Origin of the sequence: Sphingomonas sp. (assembly GCF_042095875.1) — a bacterium.
Lineage (GTDB): Bacteria > Pseudomonadota > Alphaproteobacteria > Sphingomonadales > Sphingomonadaceae > Sphingomonas.
Genome location: NZ_JBELMJ010000058.1, coordinates 1 through 14708 on the forward strand (window position 1 = coordinate 1; position 14708 = coordinate 14708).

The 14708-nt window shown below is 69.5% G+C and carries 20 protein-coding genes and 1 pseudogene; 14 read left to right on the plus strand and 7 right to left on the minus strand.

The features are described 5' to 3' along the window. On the plus strand, window positions 1-588 hold a 588-nt coding region (locus ACFDS6_RS15075), incomplete at its 5' end, for a manganese catalase family protein (protein WP_375272929.1). 128 nt (window positions 589-716) lie between these two features. On the opposite strand, the gene ACFDS6_RS15080 is transcribed toward ACFDS6_RS15075, so the two are convergent. The 6 genes from ACFDS6_RS15080 to ACFDS6_RS15105 all read right to left on the minus strand — a co-directional run bounded on the left by ACFDS6_RS15080 (window position 717) and on the right by ACFDS6_RS15105 (window position 6031). Beyond that, entirely contained in the window at window positions 717-2030 is a 1314-nt protein-coding gene (locus ACFDS6_RS15080) for an ABC1 kinase family protein (protein WP_375272950.1), read from the minus strand. Between the two features lie 254 nt (window positions 2031-2284). Then, on the minus strand, window positions 2285-3145 hold the full coding sequence (locus tag ACFDS6_RS15085; RefSeq protein ID WP_375272930.1) for a DUF5694 domain-containing protein: 861 nt from the start codon (window positions 3143-3145) through the stop codon (window positions 2285-2287). Between the two features lie 125 nt (window positions 3146-3270). Next, on the minus strand, window positions 3271-3483 hold the full coding sequence (locus tag ACFDS6_RS15090; protein WP_375272931.1) for a hypothetical protein: 213 nt from the start codon (window positions 3481-3483) through the stop codon (window positions 3271-3273). Further along, window positions 3483-3689 carry a hypothetical protein gene (locus ACFDS6_RS15095; RefSeq protein WP_375272932.1) on the minus strand — a complete coding sequence of 69 codons (207 nt, stop codon included), beginning with the start codon at window positions 3687-3689 and terminating at the stop codon, window positions 3483-3485. The genes ACFDS6_RS15090 and ACFDS6_RS15095 overlap by 1 nt, the downstream gene beginning before the upstream one ends. A gap of 92 nt (window positions 3690-3781) precedes the next feature. Further along, a complete protein-coding gene (gene fumC / locus ACFDS6_RS15100) occupies window positions 3782-5170 on the minus strand; it encodes a class II fumarate hydratase (protein ID WP_375272934.1) in 1389 nt (462 codons plus the stop codon). 378 nt (window positions 5171-5548) lie between these two features. After that, a complete protein-coding gene (locus tag ACFDS6_RS15105) occupies window positions 5549-6031 on the minus strand; it encodes an SspB family protein (protein ID WP_375272935.1) in 483 nt (160 codons plus the stop codon). Between the two features lie 107 nt (window positions 6032-6138). Here ACFDS6_RS15105 and hisB point away from each other — a divergent pair, with 107 nt between their 5' ends. From hisB to ACFDS6_RS15150, 9 genes are all read left to right on the plus strand, one after another. Further along, window positions 6139-6726: an imidazoleglycerol-phosphate dehydratase HisB gene (gene hisB, locus ACFDS6_RS15110; RefSeq protein ID WP_375272936.1), complete on the plus strand. Its 588-nt coding sequence runs from the start codon at window positions 6139-6141 to the stop codon at window positions 6724-6726. A gap of 24 nt (window positions 6727-6750) precedes the next feature. After that, entirely contained in the window at window positions 6751-7362 is a 612-nt protein-coding gene (gene hisH / locus ACFDS6_RS15115; protein WP_375272937.1) for an imidazole glycerol phosphate synthase subunit HisH, read from the plus strand. Further along, on the plus strand, window positions 7359-8093 hold the full coding sequence (hisA, locus tag ACFDS6_RS15120) for a 1-(5-phosphoribosyl)-5-[(5-phosphoribosylamino)methylideneamino]imidazole-4-carboxamide isomerase (protein WP_375272938.1): 735 nt from the start codon (window positions 7359-7361) through the stop codon (window positions 8091-8093). Before hisH ends, hisA begins: the two co-directional genes overlap by 4 nt. Beyond that, a complete protein-coding gene (locus tag ACFDS6_RS15125) occupies window positions 8090-8305 on the plus strand; it encodes a hypothetical protein (protein WP_375272939.1) in 216 nt (71 codons plus the stop codon). Before hisA ends, ACFDS6_RS15125 begins: the two co-directional genes overlap by 4 nt. Then, complete coding sequence (gene hisF / locus ACFDS6_RS15130) at window positions 8302-9063, plus strand: imidazole glycerol phosphate synthase subunit HisF (protein ID WP_375272940.1); 762 nt, start codon at window positions 8302-8304, stop codon at window positions 9061-9063. The genes ACFDS6_RS15125 and hisF overlap by 4 nt, the downstream gene beginning before the upstream one ends. Before the next feature lie 41 nt (window positions 9064-9104). Continuing rightward, window positions 9105-9311 carry a hypothetical protein gene (locus ACFDS6_RS15135; protein ID WP_375272941.1) on the plus strand — a complete coding sequence of 69 codons (207 nt, stop codon included), beginning with the start codon at window positions 9105-9107 and terminating at the stop codon, window positions 9309-9311. 32 nt (window positions 9312-9343) lie between these two features. Then, window positions 9344-9691: a phosphoribosyl-ATP diphosphatase gene (locus ACFDS6_RS15140; RefSeq protein WP_375272943.1), complete on the plus strand. Its 348-nt coding sequence runs from the start codon at window positions 9344-9346 to the stop codon at window positions 9689-9691. A 16-nt stretch (window positions 9692-9707) separates the two neighbouring features. Next, on the plus strand, window positions 9708-10100 hold the full coding sequence (locus ACFDS6_RS15145) for an HIT domain-containing protein (RefSeq protein WP_375272944.1): 393 nt from the start codon (window positions 9708-9710) through the stop codon (window positions 10098-10100). A gap of 80 nt (window positions 10101-10180) precedes the next feature. Continuing rightward, window positions 10181-11734 carry an amino acid permease gene (locus ACFDS6_RS15150; protein ID WP_375272945.1) on the plus strand — a complete coding sequence of 518 codons (1554 nt, stop codon included), beginning with the start codon at window positions 10181-10183 and terminating at the stop codon, window positions 11732-11734. A gap of 79 nt (window positions 11735-11813) precedes the next feature. Here the strand turns inward: ACFDS6_RS15150 and mscL are convergent, their stop codons facing one another. Then, the gene (gene mscL, locus ACFDS6_RS15155; protein ID WP_375272946.1) at window positions 11814-12281 is read right to left on the minus strand and encodes a large conductance mechanosensitive channel protein MscL; all 468 of its coding nucleotides are present in this window, start codon (window positions 12279-12281) and stop codon (window positions 11814-11816) included. A 109-nt stretch (window positions 12282-12390) separates the two neighbouring features. On the opposite strand from mscL, the gene ACFDS6_RS15160 reads away from it, so the two are divergent. From ACFDS6_RS15160 to ACFDS6_RS15175, 4 genes and pseudogenes are all read left to right on the plus strand, one after another. Next, a complete protein-coding gene (locus ACFDS6_RS15160; protein ID WP_375272947.1) occupies window positions 12391-12978 on the plus strand; it encodes a LemA family protein in 588 nt (195 codons plus the stop codon). A gap of 4 nt (window positions 12979-12982) precedes the next feature. Further along, the gene (locus ACFDS6_RS15165) at window positions 12983-13861 is read left to right on the plus strand and encodes a TPM domain-containing protein (protein ID WP_375272948.1); all 879 of its coding nucleotides are present in this window, start codon (window positions 12983-12985) and stop codon (window positions 13859-13861) included. Then, window positions 13861-14529: a TPM domain-containing protein gene (locus ACFDS6_RS15170; RefSeq protein WP_375272949.1), complete on the plus strand. Its 669-nt coding sequence runs from the start codon at window positions 13861-13863 to the stop codon at window positions 14527-14529. The genes ACFDS6_RS15165 and ACFDS6_RS15170 overlap by 1 nt, the downstream gene beginning before the upstream one ends. Continuing rightward, window positions 14526-14708 (plus strand): annotated as a pseudogene (locus ACFDS6_RS15175) (NUDIX hydrolase); the annotation flags it as partial. The gene ACFDS6_RS15170 and the pseudogene ACFDS6_RS15175, both read left to right, overlap by 4 nt.

Consider the following 14708-nt stretch of genomic DNA (forward strand, 5'->3'; position numbering starts at 1 on the left):
TTGCAGGAAGAAGGTGCGGCGGACGGCATCGTCGGCGCGGTAATGGGCGGCGGCAGCGCCAAGGGCGCGATCGAGGGCATGATCCACAAGAATCTGCTGTCCGCCGGGCTCGCCGCGATGCCGGTCGATTCTGACGGCGTGCCGTTCAACATGAGCCACATCTACGCCAGCGGGAACGTGGCAGCCGACATGTACTGCAACGTCGCGGCCGAGAGCACGGGGCGCACGCTCGCGGTGCGCCTGTTCAACGCCGCGCACGACCAGGGCATGAAGAAGATGCTCCATTACATGATCGCGCGCGACACGATGCACCAGGAGCAGTGGCTCGCGGTGATCGAGGAACTCGGCAAAGAGGCGTCGATGCCGATCCCCAACTCCTTTCCGCAGGAGAAGGAAGATCAGCAGAACAACTACAATTTCTACGTCACCTCGCTCGACGGCAGCTATCCCGAGGGTCGCTGGACCAGCGGGCCGAGCGTGGACGGCAAGGGCGAGTTCACCGTGTTCCGCAACGAGCCGCTGGGCGAGGAGCCGGTGCTGGGCGCCGCCCGCCCCGACAGCGGCGCGCAGGCCGAGCAGATCGGATAACCGTGAGGTCATGGGACGCCGCGGTTTGGTAGACCGCGGCGCCTCGTTCTCGTCATCTTGGGCTGCCGCTTACCTGCTCCCGCGCGTGAAGGTTGCGAGACCTCGGATCGAGTCCGGTGTGACGCGCGTCAGGCGCCGACCCGCGCCTCCACCATCGCGCGGATGTCCACTCGCGCTTTCAACCTGGCGGCGAGCAGCGCGGTGCCGCTGATCTTGCGCTGGACGAACAACGTGTCGATCGGCGGCACGTGCCAGGTCGACCGGTCGCGCGCCATGTCGATCGCCTGCTCGCGCAGCACGCCGACGAAGGCGCGGTCGCCGAAATCGAACACGCCCGGCTGGTTGAGCTCGCCCAGGATCACCTCGATCATCCGGTCGACCAAAGCGCGGTGCGCCGCCGCCGCCGCCTCGCCCATGAACCCCGCCGCGACCGCCGCCTCGCGCACCGCGTCGCGGTCGCCTGACAGCCCGGCCGACAGCAGCCGGCGATAGCCCGCGCTCGTGTCCGCGGGCACCGCCCGCGCTGCGCCGAAGTCGAGCAGCACCAGCCGGCCGGTGTCGGGCTGCCAGCGATAGTTCGCGAAATTGGGATCGGTCTGCATCAACCCCCAATCGAACAGCTCGCGCAGCACCAGCGCGATCAGCCGCGCCATCGCGGTGTCGCGCGTCTCCTGCGCCGCCTCATCCAGCGTCTCGATCGGTACTCCCGCGACGAAATCCATCGCCAGCACGCGCTCGGTCGTGAGCGAAGGCTCGAGCGCCGGCACCACGAACCCCTGCTCGCCCGCCAGCAGCTCGCCGTAGCGCGTCAGCATCGCCCCCTCGCGGCGATAATCGGCTTCCTCGTGCAACTGACGCTTGGCCTCCTCCAGCAGCGGGCGGATATCCAGTTCGCGCGGCAGCAGCCCCGAGACGCGTAGCAAGGTCGCGACATTGTCGACGTCGGCGTCGATGCTCTCCTTGACGCCGGGGTATTGCACCTTGATCGCCAGCTCGCGCCCATCGGGCAGGCGCGCGCGGTGAACCTGTCCGATCGAGGCCGCGGCGATCGGGTGCGCCTGGAAATGCGCGAAGCGGCGGCGCCAGCCCGGACCCCATTCCTGCGCCAGCACCGCGTCGAGCTGCCTGGGCGGCATGTGGTGCGCGTCGTCGCGCAACCGCGCGAGGATCTGGGTCAGTTCGGGCGGCAGCATGTCGCCCGCATCCATCGACACCATCTGCCCGAGCTTCATCGCAGCGCCGCGCAGATTGGCGAGCTGATCGGCGACGCGCGTCGCGTTGGCGGGGGTCAGCAGCAGGTCGCCCATCCGCGGCCGCTCGCCGTTCGCCAGCCGCCGCGCGCCCTCCGCCACCACGCCGCCCGCGACCCCGCCGGCCAGCCGCCCGAACGCGCCGAACCGCGCTACCCGCCCGCTCGGCACACGGCGCCCGCCGCCGGTCATCCGTTCCTCGTCAGCCACGCACACACTCCTTCGCGCAGTCCAACGTCCGGCGCGGCGCTAAAGGTTCGAAGCGTCGTCTTACCCGTTTACAGAAGCAGCAGCTGGGATCAGGCAAGCGGCGTCCCCCCTGCCTACGCACTCGTCATCCGGCCTTGAGCCCAAATCCCGCTGATCCTTTCACCCGTCGAGAGAAGCGAGGCCCCGGATCGGGTCCGGGGTGACGCAGGCGGAGTGTCAGGCGCTTTACCCGACGCTCAGCACCGCCGCTTCGGCCCCGACGGCAGGTAATCGCGCGCGTCGACCAGGTTGAACGTGCCCGACTCGCTCGCATAGGCGCGCAGCAGCGACGCGTGCCCGGCGCCGAAGATCACCACGGTGCGGTCCCCCGGTCGCCCGGCCACGTGCGCCAGATTGGCGTAGATGCGCAGGTTGCGCGCGTGCCACTGGCCGACCCAGTTCGCGCCCGGGTTCTCGCGCACGTCGCCGAAGCGCGCGATGGTGTAATAAGGCGCCTCGTTGCGCCGCATCGTGTCGGGATCGGCGTAGTAGCGCAGCCAGTCGCCCACGGACGTGCAGCGCTGCCGCGCGGCGACTGCGTCGGCCTGCGCCTGCGCGTCGCGCTGGAACCCGGCCCATTCGGTGCCGCGGCCATGCGCCTTCATCCACGCGGCGAAATCGTAATCGGCATCCTTGCCCGGCGGCTCGATCATCGAGTCGACCGCGTCGACGCGCGGCAGGTTCAGCCTGGCCGCGAGCCGCAGGCCCAGCTGGTCGCGCTCGTCGGCGGTCAGCTTGTAGCGGCCGGCGCGGTAATCGGCGTAGCGCTTGTCGAGCTTCGCCTGGTCGGCCGCGTTCCACTCCACCGCGACGTGGTTGGGGCGGAACCGCGCGAGCCGGTCGACCACCGCCTCGATCTCCTGCTGCCGCGCGGGCGTCAGCACGTTCTCGACCCGCACGTTGGCGATATCCTGCGCGGGATTGTCGAAATGCCCCGACCCGACCACCAGCAACGTCGGCCGGTTACCCGAGAAGGACACCCCCTGCGCCGCGGCCATGCCCACACCTGCGCCGATGGCGAGCGTTGCCAGCACCGGCCCGATCCAAGTACGCTTCATTCATCGCCTCCCCGCCGTGACCGCCTTGGTACACGGTGGGAAGGATGCTTCAACCCGCGAGGGCTGGGACGATGCTTCGACCCTCCGGGGGCCGAGTGTTTCTTCAACCCGTCGGGGCCGATCGGTCAGCCGCGCGGCGGCACGCCCGCGCGCGACGCCTTGCGGCGATCGTACGCCTTCTTGCCGAGATAGGCCGCGCTCGCCGCCATGCCGAGCGGTCCCATGCGCGAGACGCCGCGCGTCAACAGACCGCCGATAATCGCGCCCTTCAACCCGCCACCGCGATTGTTCTGGCTGACTTCGCGCCCGACCAGCGCGCCCAGGATCGTCCTCAACATCACACGCTCTCCTTGATCCGGTCGCCCAGCACCGCGACACCCTTCAACACGCCCCAGCCGATCGCGTAGGTGACCGCGATCGGCAGAACCACTTTCAGCACATTGGCGGTCACCGCCCCGATCAGCGCGCCGTCGGCGGCGCTGTCGTCGCCCGACATGCCGTCGATCGCACCGCCGATCAGAGCCCCGATTGTTGTTGCACCCATGAAATGATCTCCTTTGCCGAGGTAATGAGCGGAGGCGACCCGCGGTTCCGAAGCGGACCTACGCCGCGCGCGATCCTTGAGCGACCGATCCCTCACCGACCGATCATCGACTCCGGTCGCACCACGCGGTCGAACGTGTCGGCGTCGACCAGCCCCAGCGCCAGCCCCGCCTCGCGCAGCGTCAACCCCTCGGCGTGCGCGTGCTTGGCGATCTTCGCGGCATTGTCGTAGCCGATCTCGGGGGCGAGCGCGGTGACGAGCATCAGCGAGCGATCGAGCAGGTCGGCGATCCGGCTCTCGTTCGGCACGATGCCCACGACGCAGCGCTCCTCGAACGCGCGCATGCCGGTCGCGAGCAAATCCATCGAGCGCAGCACGTTGCTGCCGATCAACGGCTTGAACACGTTGAGCTCCAAATGCCCCTGCAGTCCGCCGATCGTCACCGCGACGTGGTTGCCCATCACCTGCGCCGCGACCATGGTCAGCATCTCGCACTGCGTCGGGTTGACCTTGCCCGGCATGATCGAGCTGCCGGGCTCGTTCGCGGGCAGGTCGATCTCGGCCAGCCCCGAGCGCGGGCCGGACGCGAGCAGGCGCACGTCGTTGGCGATCTTGGTCAGGGCGACCGCCAGCGTGTTGAGCGCGCCCGACAATTGCACCAGCGCGTCGTTGCTCGCCAGCGCCTCGAACTTGTTGTCCGCGGGCACGAAACGCAATCCCGTCAGCGCGGCGAGCTCGGTCGCGACATCGCGGTCGAACTTGGGCGGCGCGTTCAGCCCGGTACCGACCGCGGTGCCGCCCTGCGCCAGCTTGTTGACGTCGATCAGCGCGGCGTCGATCCGCGCGCGGCACGCGGCGAGCTGCGCCGCGTAGCCGGAGAATTCCTGCCCCAAAGTCAGCGGCGTCGCGTCCTGCAGATGCGTGCGCCCGATCTTGACGAGGTCGGCCCAGTCGCGCGCCCTGGCGTCGATCGCGTCATGCAGGCTGGTCAGCGCGGGCAGCAGGTCGCCCGCCGCCTTGATCGACGCCGCGACGTGCAGCGCGGTCGGGAAACTGTCGTTCGACGACTGCCCGCGGTTGACGTCGTCGTTGGGGTGGACGGGCGTCTTGCCGCCGCGCGTGCCCGACAGCGCCTCGTTGGCGCGGCCCGCGATCACCTCGTTGACGTTCATGTTCGACTGCGTGCCCGACCCCGTCTGCCAGATGACGAGCGGAAACTGGTCGTCGAGCCGCCCGTCGATCACCTCGCGCGCCGCCGCCTCGATCGCGTCGGCCTTCTCGCCCGCGAGCCCGTGGCGCTTGTTGACGCGCGCGGCGGCGAGCTTGACGTAGGCGAGCGCGCGGACGATCTCGATCGGCATCCGCTCGCGCGCGCCGAACGGAAAATTCTCCAGGCTGCGCTCGGTCTGCGCCCCCCAGTAAGCGTCGGCGGGGACCTCTACGGGTCCGATCGAATCGGTTTCGGTGCGGGTGTCGGTCATGCGCGATCAACCGCGCAGGAGGCCAAGTCGTTGCACGCGCCCCGACGCGAGCGGACGGCGCTGTCCTACACATGCCCGACCGGCTAGCCGATCGGGTGACCCGCTCTTTCACATTGCGATCGTGCCCGGCAGCGCCGGCCGCCACGCTTACTACCCCACGTCATCCCGGGCTCGAACCGGGCTCCCGCTTCTGTGCCACGTGCGACGAGAAGCGGGACCCCGGATCAAGTCCGGGGCGACGGGCGAAGTTGGGCTACTCCGCGCCTTGGCCTCACCTTAGCCTCACCTTCCGGTCGCGCCTCTGCCGCGCGGTGCCGCTGCCCCGCGCGTTGGCTTCACCTTTGCCTCACCTTTCGCGCCGCGACCCGCAGCACGCGGTCACTTCTTGCGCTTGAAATCCACCGCGACGACGTTGGAGCCGTCCTGCTGCTCCGCAGTCGGCGTGCCGTCGTTCTCGGCCGGGTCGTGCCCGCCCGGACCGTCGCCCGGCCCCTCCTGCGCCTGGAAGCGCAGCTCGAAATTGACCGCGGGATCGTGGAAGCCGGTGATCGCCGAGTAGGGGATGACGAGCTTCGACGGCACCTGGTTAAACGACAAGCCGACCGAGAACTTCTGCTGGTCGACCAGCAGGTCCCAGAACCGGTTCTGGAGCACGATCGTCATCTCGTCGGGAAACCGCTCGATCAGCCGCTGCGGGATGTCGACGCCGGGCGCCTGCGTCTTGAACGTGATGTAGAAATGGTGCTCGCCGGGCAGCCCCCCGGTCTCCGCCACGGTGTTGAGCACGCGGCCCACCACCGCGCGCAGGGCTTCCTGCACGATCTCGTCGTAGGGGATCAGGCTGTCGGGCATGTCGCTCATCGCCGGCCATCGGTAGCGCCGTGGCGGGCGCGGTCAAGAGCGGGGCTGGCCAAGAGCGGGGCTGGTCAAGGTTGCTTGGCGCGGCGGGTGCGTTAAGGGAGCGCGTCATGCGGACCGCGACCATCAAGCGCTCGACCAGCGAAACCAGCATCGAGGTTTCCGTCAACCTCGACGGCACCGGTGCCTACCACGTCGCGACCGGGATCGGCTTCTTCGACCACATGCTCGAACAATTGTCGCGCCACTCGCTGATCGACCTGACCGTGAAGACGACGGGCGACCTCCACATCGACGCGCACCACACGGTCGAGGACACCGCGCTCGCGCTGGGCAGCGCGGTCGCGCAGGCGCTGGGCGACAAGCGCGGCATCCGTCGCTACGGCGACGCGCTGTCACCGATGGACGAGGTGCTGACGCGCGTGTCGCTCGACATCTCCGGCCGCCCGTGGCTGGTGTGGCGTGCGCCATTCGGGCAGGCGACGCTCGGCACGATGGACACCGAATTGTTCGAGCATTTCTTCCACTCGTTCGCGCAGACCGCGGGCATCACGCTCCACGTCGAGCTGCTCCACGGCCACAACAATCACCACATCGCCGAGAGCGCGTTCAAGGGGCTTGCGCGCGCGCTACGCACCGCGACCGAGATCGACCCGCGCAAGGCCGACGCGATCCCGTCGACGAAAGGCGTGTTGTGAGGGGCGTGCTGTGAGGCGCAGGGCGTGAAGCTCGCGCTGATCGATTACGGCGCGGGCAACCTCCACTCGGTCGAGAATGCGCTGCGTGCGGCGGGCTGCACCGAGCTGACGGTGACCGCCGACGCCGATGTCGTGGCGCGCGCGGACCGCGTCGTGCTGCCGGGCGTCGGTGCCTTCGGATCGTGCGCGCAGGCGCTGCGCGGCGTGCCCGGCATGGTCGAGGCGCTGGAGCAGCGCGTCCGCCACGAGGCCGCACCGTTCCTCGGCATCTGCGTCGGCATGCAGTTGATGGCGGAGGCGGGCGAGGAGCTGGGCACCCACGCCGGGCTCGGCTGGGTGCGTGGGCGCGTGCGGTTGATCGACGCCGCGGGCACCGACGCGAAGGTGCCGCACATGGGCTGGAACGACGTCGCCCCGACCCGCGCCCACCCGCTGATCGAGCCGGGCGAGGCGTATTTCCTCCACAGCTTCGCCTTCAAGGGCGAGGATGCCGACGTAGTCGCCACCACCGATCATGCCGGCCCGGTCACCGCCGCGGTCGCGCGCGACAACATGGTCGGCGTGCAATTCCACCCCGAGAAGAGCCAGCGCTACGGCCTGAAGCTGCTCGACCGTTTCCTGAAGTGGCGTCCATGAGCCTTATCGTCTTCCCCGCCATCGACCTGAAAGCCGGGCAGGTCGTCCGCCTGGCCGAGGGCGACATGGCGCGCGCCACCGTCTACGGCGACGATCCCGCCGCGCAGGCCGCCACGTTCGCCGGTGCCGGCGCGCAGCACCTCCACGTCGTCGATCTCGATGGCGCCTTCGCCGGAGAAAGCGTCAACGGCGACGCGGTGCGCAGCATCGTCGCAACCTTCCCCGGCCACGTCCAGCTGGGCGGCGGCATCCGCACGCCCGAGGCGGTGGCGGCGTGGTTCGACCTGGGCGTCGCGCGCGTCGTGATCGGCACCGCGGCGCTCGAGAACCCCGACTTCGTCCGCGACATGGCGCGCGACTATCCCGGCGGCATCGTCGTCGCGGTCGACGCCAAGGACGGGATGGTCGCGACCAAGGGCTGGGCCGACGTGTCGACCGTCACGGCGACCGACCTCGCCCGCCGGTTCGAGGACGCGGGCGTCGCGGCGGTGCTGTTCACCGACGTGGGGCGGGACGGGATGCTCAAGGGCTGCAACGTCGAGGCGACGGTCGACCTCGCCCGCGCGGTCGACATCCCCGTCATCGCGTCGGGTGGCGTCAAGGGCATCGGCGACATCCACGTCCTCGCGCTCCACGCACGCGACGGGGTCGAAGGCGTCATCACCGGCCGCGCGCTCTACGACGGCCGCCTCGACCTCGCCGCCGCGCTGAGCGTCGCGGCGGCGGCGTGAGCTACAATTGGGGACTTATCGCGATCGGCGCGGTCGTGTTGACCTTCGAAGCATTCATCAGTTGGCGTGACCATCAGCGCGGAGTGATCTCCATTCAGTCGCAATCGTACTCGTGGTCGAAGCAGCGCGGCCTGTTCGCCGTTGGCATCATACTTCGTCTCTGCTGGATCATCGCAGGCCTGTATGCCTTGAAAGTTGGGTTGGGGCAGTGACCGTCCGCGCGCGCGTGATCCCGTGCCTCGACGTGGCGAACGGCCGCGTGGTCAAGGGCGTCAACTTCGTCGATCTGATCGACGCGGGCGACCCGGTCGAGCAGGCGCGCGCCTATGACGCGGCGGGGGCGGACGAGTTGTGCTTCCTCGACATAACCGCCAGCCACGAGGCGCGCGGCACGATCCTCGACGTGGTGCGCCGCACCGCCGCGGTGTGCTTCATGCCGCTGACGGTCGGCGGCGGGGTGCGCAGCGCCGAGGACGCGCGCGCGCTGCTGCTTGCCGGAGCCGACAAGGTCGCGGTCAACTCAGCCGCGGTGTCGCGCCCCGAGGTGGTGGCCGACATCGCCGAGCGGTTCGGCGCGCAATGCTGCGTCGCCAGCGTCGACGCGCGCCGGGTCGAGGGCGGCTGGGAGGTGTTCACCCACGGCGGGCGCCGCGCGACCGGTATCGACGCGGTCGCTCACGCGCTTAGGCTCGCCGAGCTCGGCGCGGGCGAGCTGCTCGTCACCTCGATGGACCGCGACGGTACGCGCGGCGGCTACGACCTCGAGCTCGTGCGCGCAATCGCCGACCGGACGAGCGTGCCCGTCGTCGCCTCGGGCGGGGTTGGCACGCTGGACGACCTCGTCGCGGGCGTGACGCAGGGGCACGCGTCCGCAGTGCTCGCCGCGTCGATCTTCCACTTCGGCGAGGCGACGATCGCCGACGCGCACGCAGCGCTCGCCGCCGCGGGCGTGCCGGTCCGCCGCCACTGACGCCAACCTTTCGGTGACCTTCGCCTGCTAGGACCGGGACGATGACCCCGCGCTGTCTCTTCGTGCTGCTGCTCGCCCCCCTGCTCGTCGCGGCGAGCGGGCATGACGGGCGAGCGCACCCGCGCACCGCGCCCGAGCTGTCGGACGTGGCCTTGTTCGTGTTCGCGGTGGTGGCGGTGTGGCTGACCCGCCGCGCGCTGCGCAAGCGCGGGATGACGCGCGAGGATGGAACGCCACGCAAGCATTGACCCCGCGGCGCGCGCGGGGCACCGCGCTGCGCATGGCCGACGACATCCTCGATCGCCTCCAGGCGACAATCGCTGAGCGGAAGGGCGCCGACGCGGGCGCGTCCTACACCGCTTCCTTGTTCCAGAAAGGGCGCGCGCGGATCGCGCAGAAGCTGGGCGAGGAAGCGACGGAGACGATCATCGCCGCGATGGGCGACAATCCGCACGCGATCGTGCCCGAGGCAGCCGACCTCCTCTACCACCTGCTCGTGCTGCTCGCCGACGCGGGGCTGAGCCTGGGCGACGTGCGGATGGAGCTCGCCAAGCGCGAGGGGCTGGGCGGGCTCGACGAGAAGGCCGCGCGCACGCCGGCCGGGCTCCCCCTCTCCTTTCGTCCCTGACACCGGAGCCGCGCGCATGACCGTCGACGCCACCCAGCCTTATGACAACAACAACATCTTCGCGCGCCTGCTGCGCGGCGAGATCTTGTCGACGCGCGTGTACGAGGACGAGCACGCGGTCGTGTTCCGCGACATCACGCCCTGGGCGCCGACCCACCTGCTCGCGGTGCCGCGCGGCGCATACGTCAGCTGGGACGATTTCAGCGCGCGCGCGTCGGACGCGGAGATCGCGGGCTTAACCCGCGCGATCGGGCGCGTGGCGCGCGACGCCGGGCTGGTTGCGGGCGGTTATCGCCTGATCGCCAACATCGGGGGGGACGCGCACGCCGAGGTGCCGCACCTGCACGTCCACATCCTCGCCGGTCGCGCGCTCGGCCCGATGCTGGTCGAGAACGACAGCCGCGGCTAGTACCGCGCCCACTTGTCACCGCGGGAGAGGTCGCTAGGCTCCCCATTTTCGCATTCCCGCGGGGAGGGGATATCTCTTTCATGTTCTTTGAACGCATTAAACCATTGGATGCCATCCTGGCGACCGCGGAGGACAAGTCGCTCCACCGCTCGCTCGGCTGGTTCCAGCTGATGCTGTTCGGCATCGGTTGCGTGATCGGCGGCGGCATCTTCGTGCTGACCGCAGTGGGCGCGCAGAAGGCCGGGCCGGGCCTCATGCTCGCCTTCGCGATCGCGGGCGCGATCTGCATCGTGGCGGCGCTCTGCTACGCCGAGATCGCGGCGATGATCCCGGTCGCGGGCAGCGCCTATACCTACAGCTACACCACCATCGGCGAGACGGTCGCCTGGACGGTCGGCTGGGCGCTGATCCTCGAATATGCGGTGGCGGCGAGCGCGGTGGCGGTCAGCTGGTCGGGTTACTTCAACGGCACGATCCTGCAGCAATTCCTCGGCATCCACCTGCCCGCCTGGGCGAGCGCGGGGCCGCTCGCCCTCGGCGGCGCGCCGGGTGGGCTGGTCAACCTGCCCGCGGTGTTCATCTCGCTGCTGATGACGTGGCTGCTGATGGTCGGCACGTCGGAGAGCGCCAAGGTCAACGCGATCCTGGTCGCGATCAAGGTCGTCGCGCTGGTGATCTTCTGCTCGCTGACGCTGCCCAAGATCGACACCGCCAATTACAGCCCGTTCCTGCCCGCGGGCGTATTCGGCGGGCTCGGCACCGGCGTCGGCGCGGTCGGCGCGGCGGCGACGATCTTCTTCGCCTACGTGGGCTTCGACGCGGTCTCGACCGCGGCGGAGGAAACCAAGAACCCGCAACGCAACGTGCCGATCGGGCTGATCGGGTCGCTGCTGATCTGCACCGTCTTCTACATCGTCGTGTCGGCGGGCGCGATCGGCGCGATCGGCGGCCAGCCGGTGATGGACGCGCTGACCAACATGCCGCTGGAGGCCGGCTCGCCCGAGCTGGCGCGGCAGTGCGCGCTGCCGCAGTACCGCGACGCCTTGGTCTGCTCGAACGAGGCGTTGGCGCACGTGCTGCGCGTGATCGGCTTCGGCTCGATCGGCAACCTGCTCGGCATCGCGGCGAACATCGCGCTGCCCTCGGTCATCCTCATCCTGCTGTTCGGCCAGACGCGCATCTTCTTCGTGATGAGCCGCGACGGGCTGCTGCCCGAGGTGCTGAGCCGCGTGCACCCGAAGTGGAAGACGCCGCACATCGTGACCGCGCTGACCGGCATCGCGGTCGCGATCGCCGCCGCGTTCCTGCCCGTCGGGCAGCTCGCCGACTGGGCCAATGCTGGCACGCTCTACGCGTTCATGATGGTCGCGATCAACGTGATGCTGCTGCGCCGGCAACAGCCGAACGCCAAGCGATCGTTCCGCACGCCTGCGCTTTGGCTGGTCGGGCCGCTGACGATCGCGGGGTGCATCTTCCTCTTCGTCAACCTGCCGTGGCAGGCGATGCTGGTGTTCTTCGTCTGGGGCGGGATCGGGCTGGTCGTCTATTACGCCTACAGCCGCAAGACGAGCCATCTGGGGCGCGGCGTGGTCGTCACCCCCGACCTGGACGGCGACCTGACCGGCGTTCACTGATCCGATAACTTCGAGATTGAAGCAGCGGGCCGGGGGAGCGATCCCCCGGCCCGTTTCCATGTTCAGGCGTCTCAGCCTGTCACACGACCGGCGGCGTCGCGCCGCGGGATTTCAGCTCGTCGCGAATCTCGCGCAGCAGCACGACCTCGGCCGGGTCGGCGGCGGGCTCGGCCTGACCGCTCGCCTTCTCGTGCTCCAGCCGCGCGATCAGCTTATTCACGCTGCGCATCAGCAGGAAGACGATAAAGGCCAGGATGATGAAGTTGATGACCACGGTGATGAACTCGCCGTAGCCGAACAGCGGCACGCCCGCGGCCTTCAGCTGCGGGTAGCTGTCGAGCGATCCCCGATAGGTCGCGGGCACGGGACCGAGCCGCACGAAATAGCTGGAAAAGTCGAACCCGCCGAAGATCGCGCCGACCACCGGCATGATGATGTCGTCGGTCAGCGACTTGGTAATGGTCGCGAACGCTCCGCCGATGATGACGCCGACCGCGAGGTCGAGCACATTGCCGCGCGCAATGAAGGTGCGAAAGTCCTTGAACATCGATTGTGTCTCCCTTTCAGTGATCCGTCGCCGCGCATCGTTCCCCCCTTCGCGCGAGGGATCAAGTGTCCTATATGCCTGACACAGATTGTTTGGAGACACCTCGACGATGACCAACCGTGCCGTTGCCGCCGCGCTGATGGCGCTTCCGCTCGCCGCGTGCGGTTTGAACAGCGTGCCGACCGCGGAGGAAACCGCCAAGGCGCGCTGGGCCGACGTCCAGAACGAGTATCAGCGTCGCGCCGACCTGATCCCCAACCTGGTCTCGACCGTGAAGGGCTATGCCAAGCAGGAGTCGGACGTGCTGACCCGCGTGACGGAGGCGCGCGCCAACGCCGGACGCGTTCAGCTGTCGGGCGATGATCTGAAGGACCCCGCCAAGGTGCAGCAATATGCCAACGCGCAGAACGGGTTGAGCGTCGCGCTGAACCAGTTGCGCCCGTTGCAGGAAGCCTATCCCGATCTGAAGAGCAACGCCAATTTCATGGCGCTGCAATCGCAGCTGGAGGGGACGGAGAACCGCATCACGATCGCGCGGCGCGACTACAATTCGGCGGTGCAGGATTACAACACGCGCATCCGCACCTTCCCCGACGCGGTCGGCGCCAAGATTTTCTACGGCGCGAAGCCGATGGTGCCGTTCCAGGCGACCACGCCCAACGCGCAGACCGCGCCGACGGTGAACTTCGGCGCCTGAGCCGATGTCCGTATCGCGGCTGGTCCGCCTGATCCTCGCCGCACTGCTGGTCGCGCTCGCGTGGCCGGCGGCGGCGCAGACCTTTCCCAAGCTGACCGGCCGCGTGGTCGACGCGGCGAACCTGCTCTCGCCCGAGCAGGTGCAGCAACTGACGCAGCTGAGTGCCGGGGTCGAGCAGGCGTCGACCCGGCAGCTGGTGGTGGCGACGATCCCCGACCTGCAGGGCTATGCGATAGAGGATTACGGCTACCGACTCGGTCGCGCCTGGGGCCTGGGGCAGAAGGACGCCAACAACGGCGTCATCCTGCTGGTCGCGCCCAAGGAGCGGAAAGTACGGATCGAGGTCGGCTACGGATTGGAACCGATCGTCACCGACGCGCTGTCCAGCGTCATCATCAACCAGACGATCCTGCCGCGCTTCCGCGACGGCGACATGGCCGGCGGCATCGTCGCGGGCGCGAACGCGCTCGCCGAGCAGTTGAAGCTGCCGCTGGGGGCCGCCGAGCAGCGCGCCAAGGCCGCTGCCGCCAAGCGCGGTCGCGCTGGCGGCGAGGATCGCGGCGGGCTGATCGCCGGCTTCTGGATCATGGTGGTGCTGTTCTTCGTCGTTCCGCTGATCTTCCGCCGCGCCGGCGGGCGGCGCTTCCACGACGACGACGATGACGACGAGGATCGCGGCAGCGGTGGTGGCGGTGCCGGTGGCGGTGGCCGCCAGCGTCGCCGGGGCGGTTTCGTGCCGCCAGTGGTAATCTGGGGTCCGGGGCTCGGCGGCGGCTGGGGCGGTGGCAGCAGCGGCGGCGGGTTCGGCGGCTTCGGTGGCGGAGGCGGCTTCTCGGGCGGCGGTGGGTCGTTCGGCGGCGGCGGCGCGAGCGGGAGCTGGTGATGGCGGACTTCACCTTCTCCGACGCCGAGCGCGACGCGATCGCCGCTGCGGTCACCGCGGCGGAGGCGACCACCGATGGCGAAATCGTGACGATCGTCGCGCGCCAATCGGACGCCTATCACGACGTCGCGCTCCACTACGCGGTGGCGGCGATGCTGGCGGTCACCGCGCTGGCGGTGATCGCGCCCGGCTGGCTGACCCCGCTCGACGACGGCTGGGAGCATGAGCCGAGCATTCCGGCGACGCTGTTCGCGCTGCTCATCGCGCAGACGATCGCGTTCCTCGCCGTGCGCGTGCTGCTCGCGTGGCGACCGCTGCGGCTCGCGCTGACGCCGACCGCGACCAAGGCGCGCCGCGTACGCCGCCGCGCGCTGGAGGCGTTTCGCGTCGGCACCGAACGGCGCACCGCCGGGCACGAGGGCGTGCTGCTCTACCTCTCGCTCGACGAGCACCGCGCCGAGATCGTCGCCGACGCCGCCGTCCACGCCCGGGTCGCGCCCGAGCGCTGGGGTCAGGCGATGGCGACGCTGGTCGAGCAGATCCGCGCCGGCCGCACCGCCGACGGACTGGTCGGCGCCGTGGCCGCGATCGGCGCGGTGCTGGCGCAGGTGCTCCCCAAGACCGACGACAATCCCAATGAACTGCCTGATCGGGTGATCGAATTATGAGCGTCGAGGATGGCGACTTGCCCGTAGAGGTGATGTGGGAAGGCCGCTTCATCCGCGCGGTGCGCCGCGGGCGGTGGGAATATGTTGGCCGCCGCGGCGGGATCGAGGCGGCGGTGATCTACGCCGAGACGCCCGCGGGCGAGGTGATCCTGGTCGAGCAGTATCGCGTCCCGCTCGGC

Excerpts from the sequence above, each read along its gene's own strand:
- mscL (WP_375272946.1), bottom strand. The coding sequence starts at position 12,281 with ATGTTCAAGGACTTTCGCACCTTCATTGCGCGCGGCAATGTGCTCGAC.
- ACFDS6_RS15080 (WP_375272950.1), bottom strand. The coding sequence starts at position 2,030 with ATGACCGGCGGCGGGCGCCGTGTGCCGAGCGGGCGGGTAGCGCGGTTC.
- ACFDS6_RS15165 (WP_375272948.1), top strand. The coding sequence starts at position 12,983 with ATGTCCGTATCGCGGCTGGTCCGCCTGATCCTCGCCGCACTGCTGGTC.
- fumC (WP_375272934.1), bottom strand. The coding sequence starts at position 5,170 with ATGACCGACACCCGCACCGAAACCGATTCGATCGGACCCGTAGAGGTC.
- ACFDS6_RS15170 (WP_375272949.1), top strand. The coding sequence starts at position 13,861 with ATGGCGGACTTCACCTTCTCCGACGCCGAGCGCGACGCGATCGCCGCT.
- ACFDS6_RS15105 (WP_375272935.1), bottom strand. The coding sequence starts at position 6,031 with ATGAGCGACATGCCCGACAGCCTGATCCCCTACGACGAGATCGTGCAG.
- ACFDS6_RS15145 (WP_375272944.1), top strand. The coding sequence starts at position 9,708 with ATGACCGTCGACGCCACCCAGCCTTATGACAACAACAACATCTTCGCG.
- ACFDS6_RS15140 (WP_375272943.1), top strand. The coding sequence starts at position 9,344 with ATGGCCGACGACATCCTCGATCGCCTCCAGGCGACAATCGCTGAGCGG.
- ACFDS6_RS15160 (WP_375272947.1), top strand. The coding sequence starts at position 12,391 with ATGACCAACCGTGCCGTTGCCGCCGCGCTGATGGCGCTTCCGCTCGCC.
- ACFDS6_RS15150 (WP_375272945.1), top strand. The coding sequence starts at position 10,181 with ATGTTCTTTGAACGCATTAAACCATTGGATGCCATCCTGGCGACCGCG.
- ACFDS6_RS15090 (WP_375272931.1), bottom strand. The coding sequence starts at position 3,483 with ATGTTGAGGACGATCCTGGGCGCGCTGGTCGGGCGCGAAGTCAGCCAG.
- hisB (WP_375272936.1), top strand. The coding sequence starts at position 6,139 with ATGCGGACCGCGACCATCAAGCGCTCGACCAGCGAAACCAGCATCGAG.
- ACFDS6_RS15135 (WP_375272941.1), top strand. The coding sequence starts at position 9,105 with ATGACCCCGCGCTGTCTCTTCGTGCTGCTGCTCGCCCCCCTGCTCGTC.
- ACFDS6_RS15085 (WP_375272930.1), bottom strand. The coding sequence starts at position 3,145 with ATGAAGCGTACTTGGATCGGGCCGGTGCTGGCAACGCTCGCCATCGGC.
- hisA (WP_375272938.1), top strand. The coding sequence starts at position 7,359 with ATGAGCCTTATCGTCTTCCCCGCCATCGACCTGAAAGCCGGGCAGGTC.
- ACFDS6_RS15095 (WP_375272932.1), bottom strand. The coding sequence starts at position 3,689 with ATGGGTGCAACAACAATCGGGGCTCTGATCGGCGGTGCGATCGACGGC.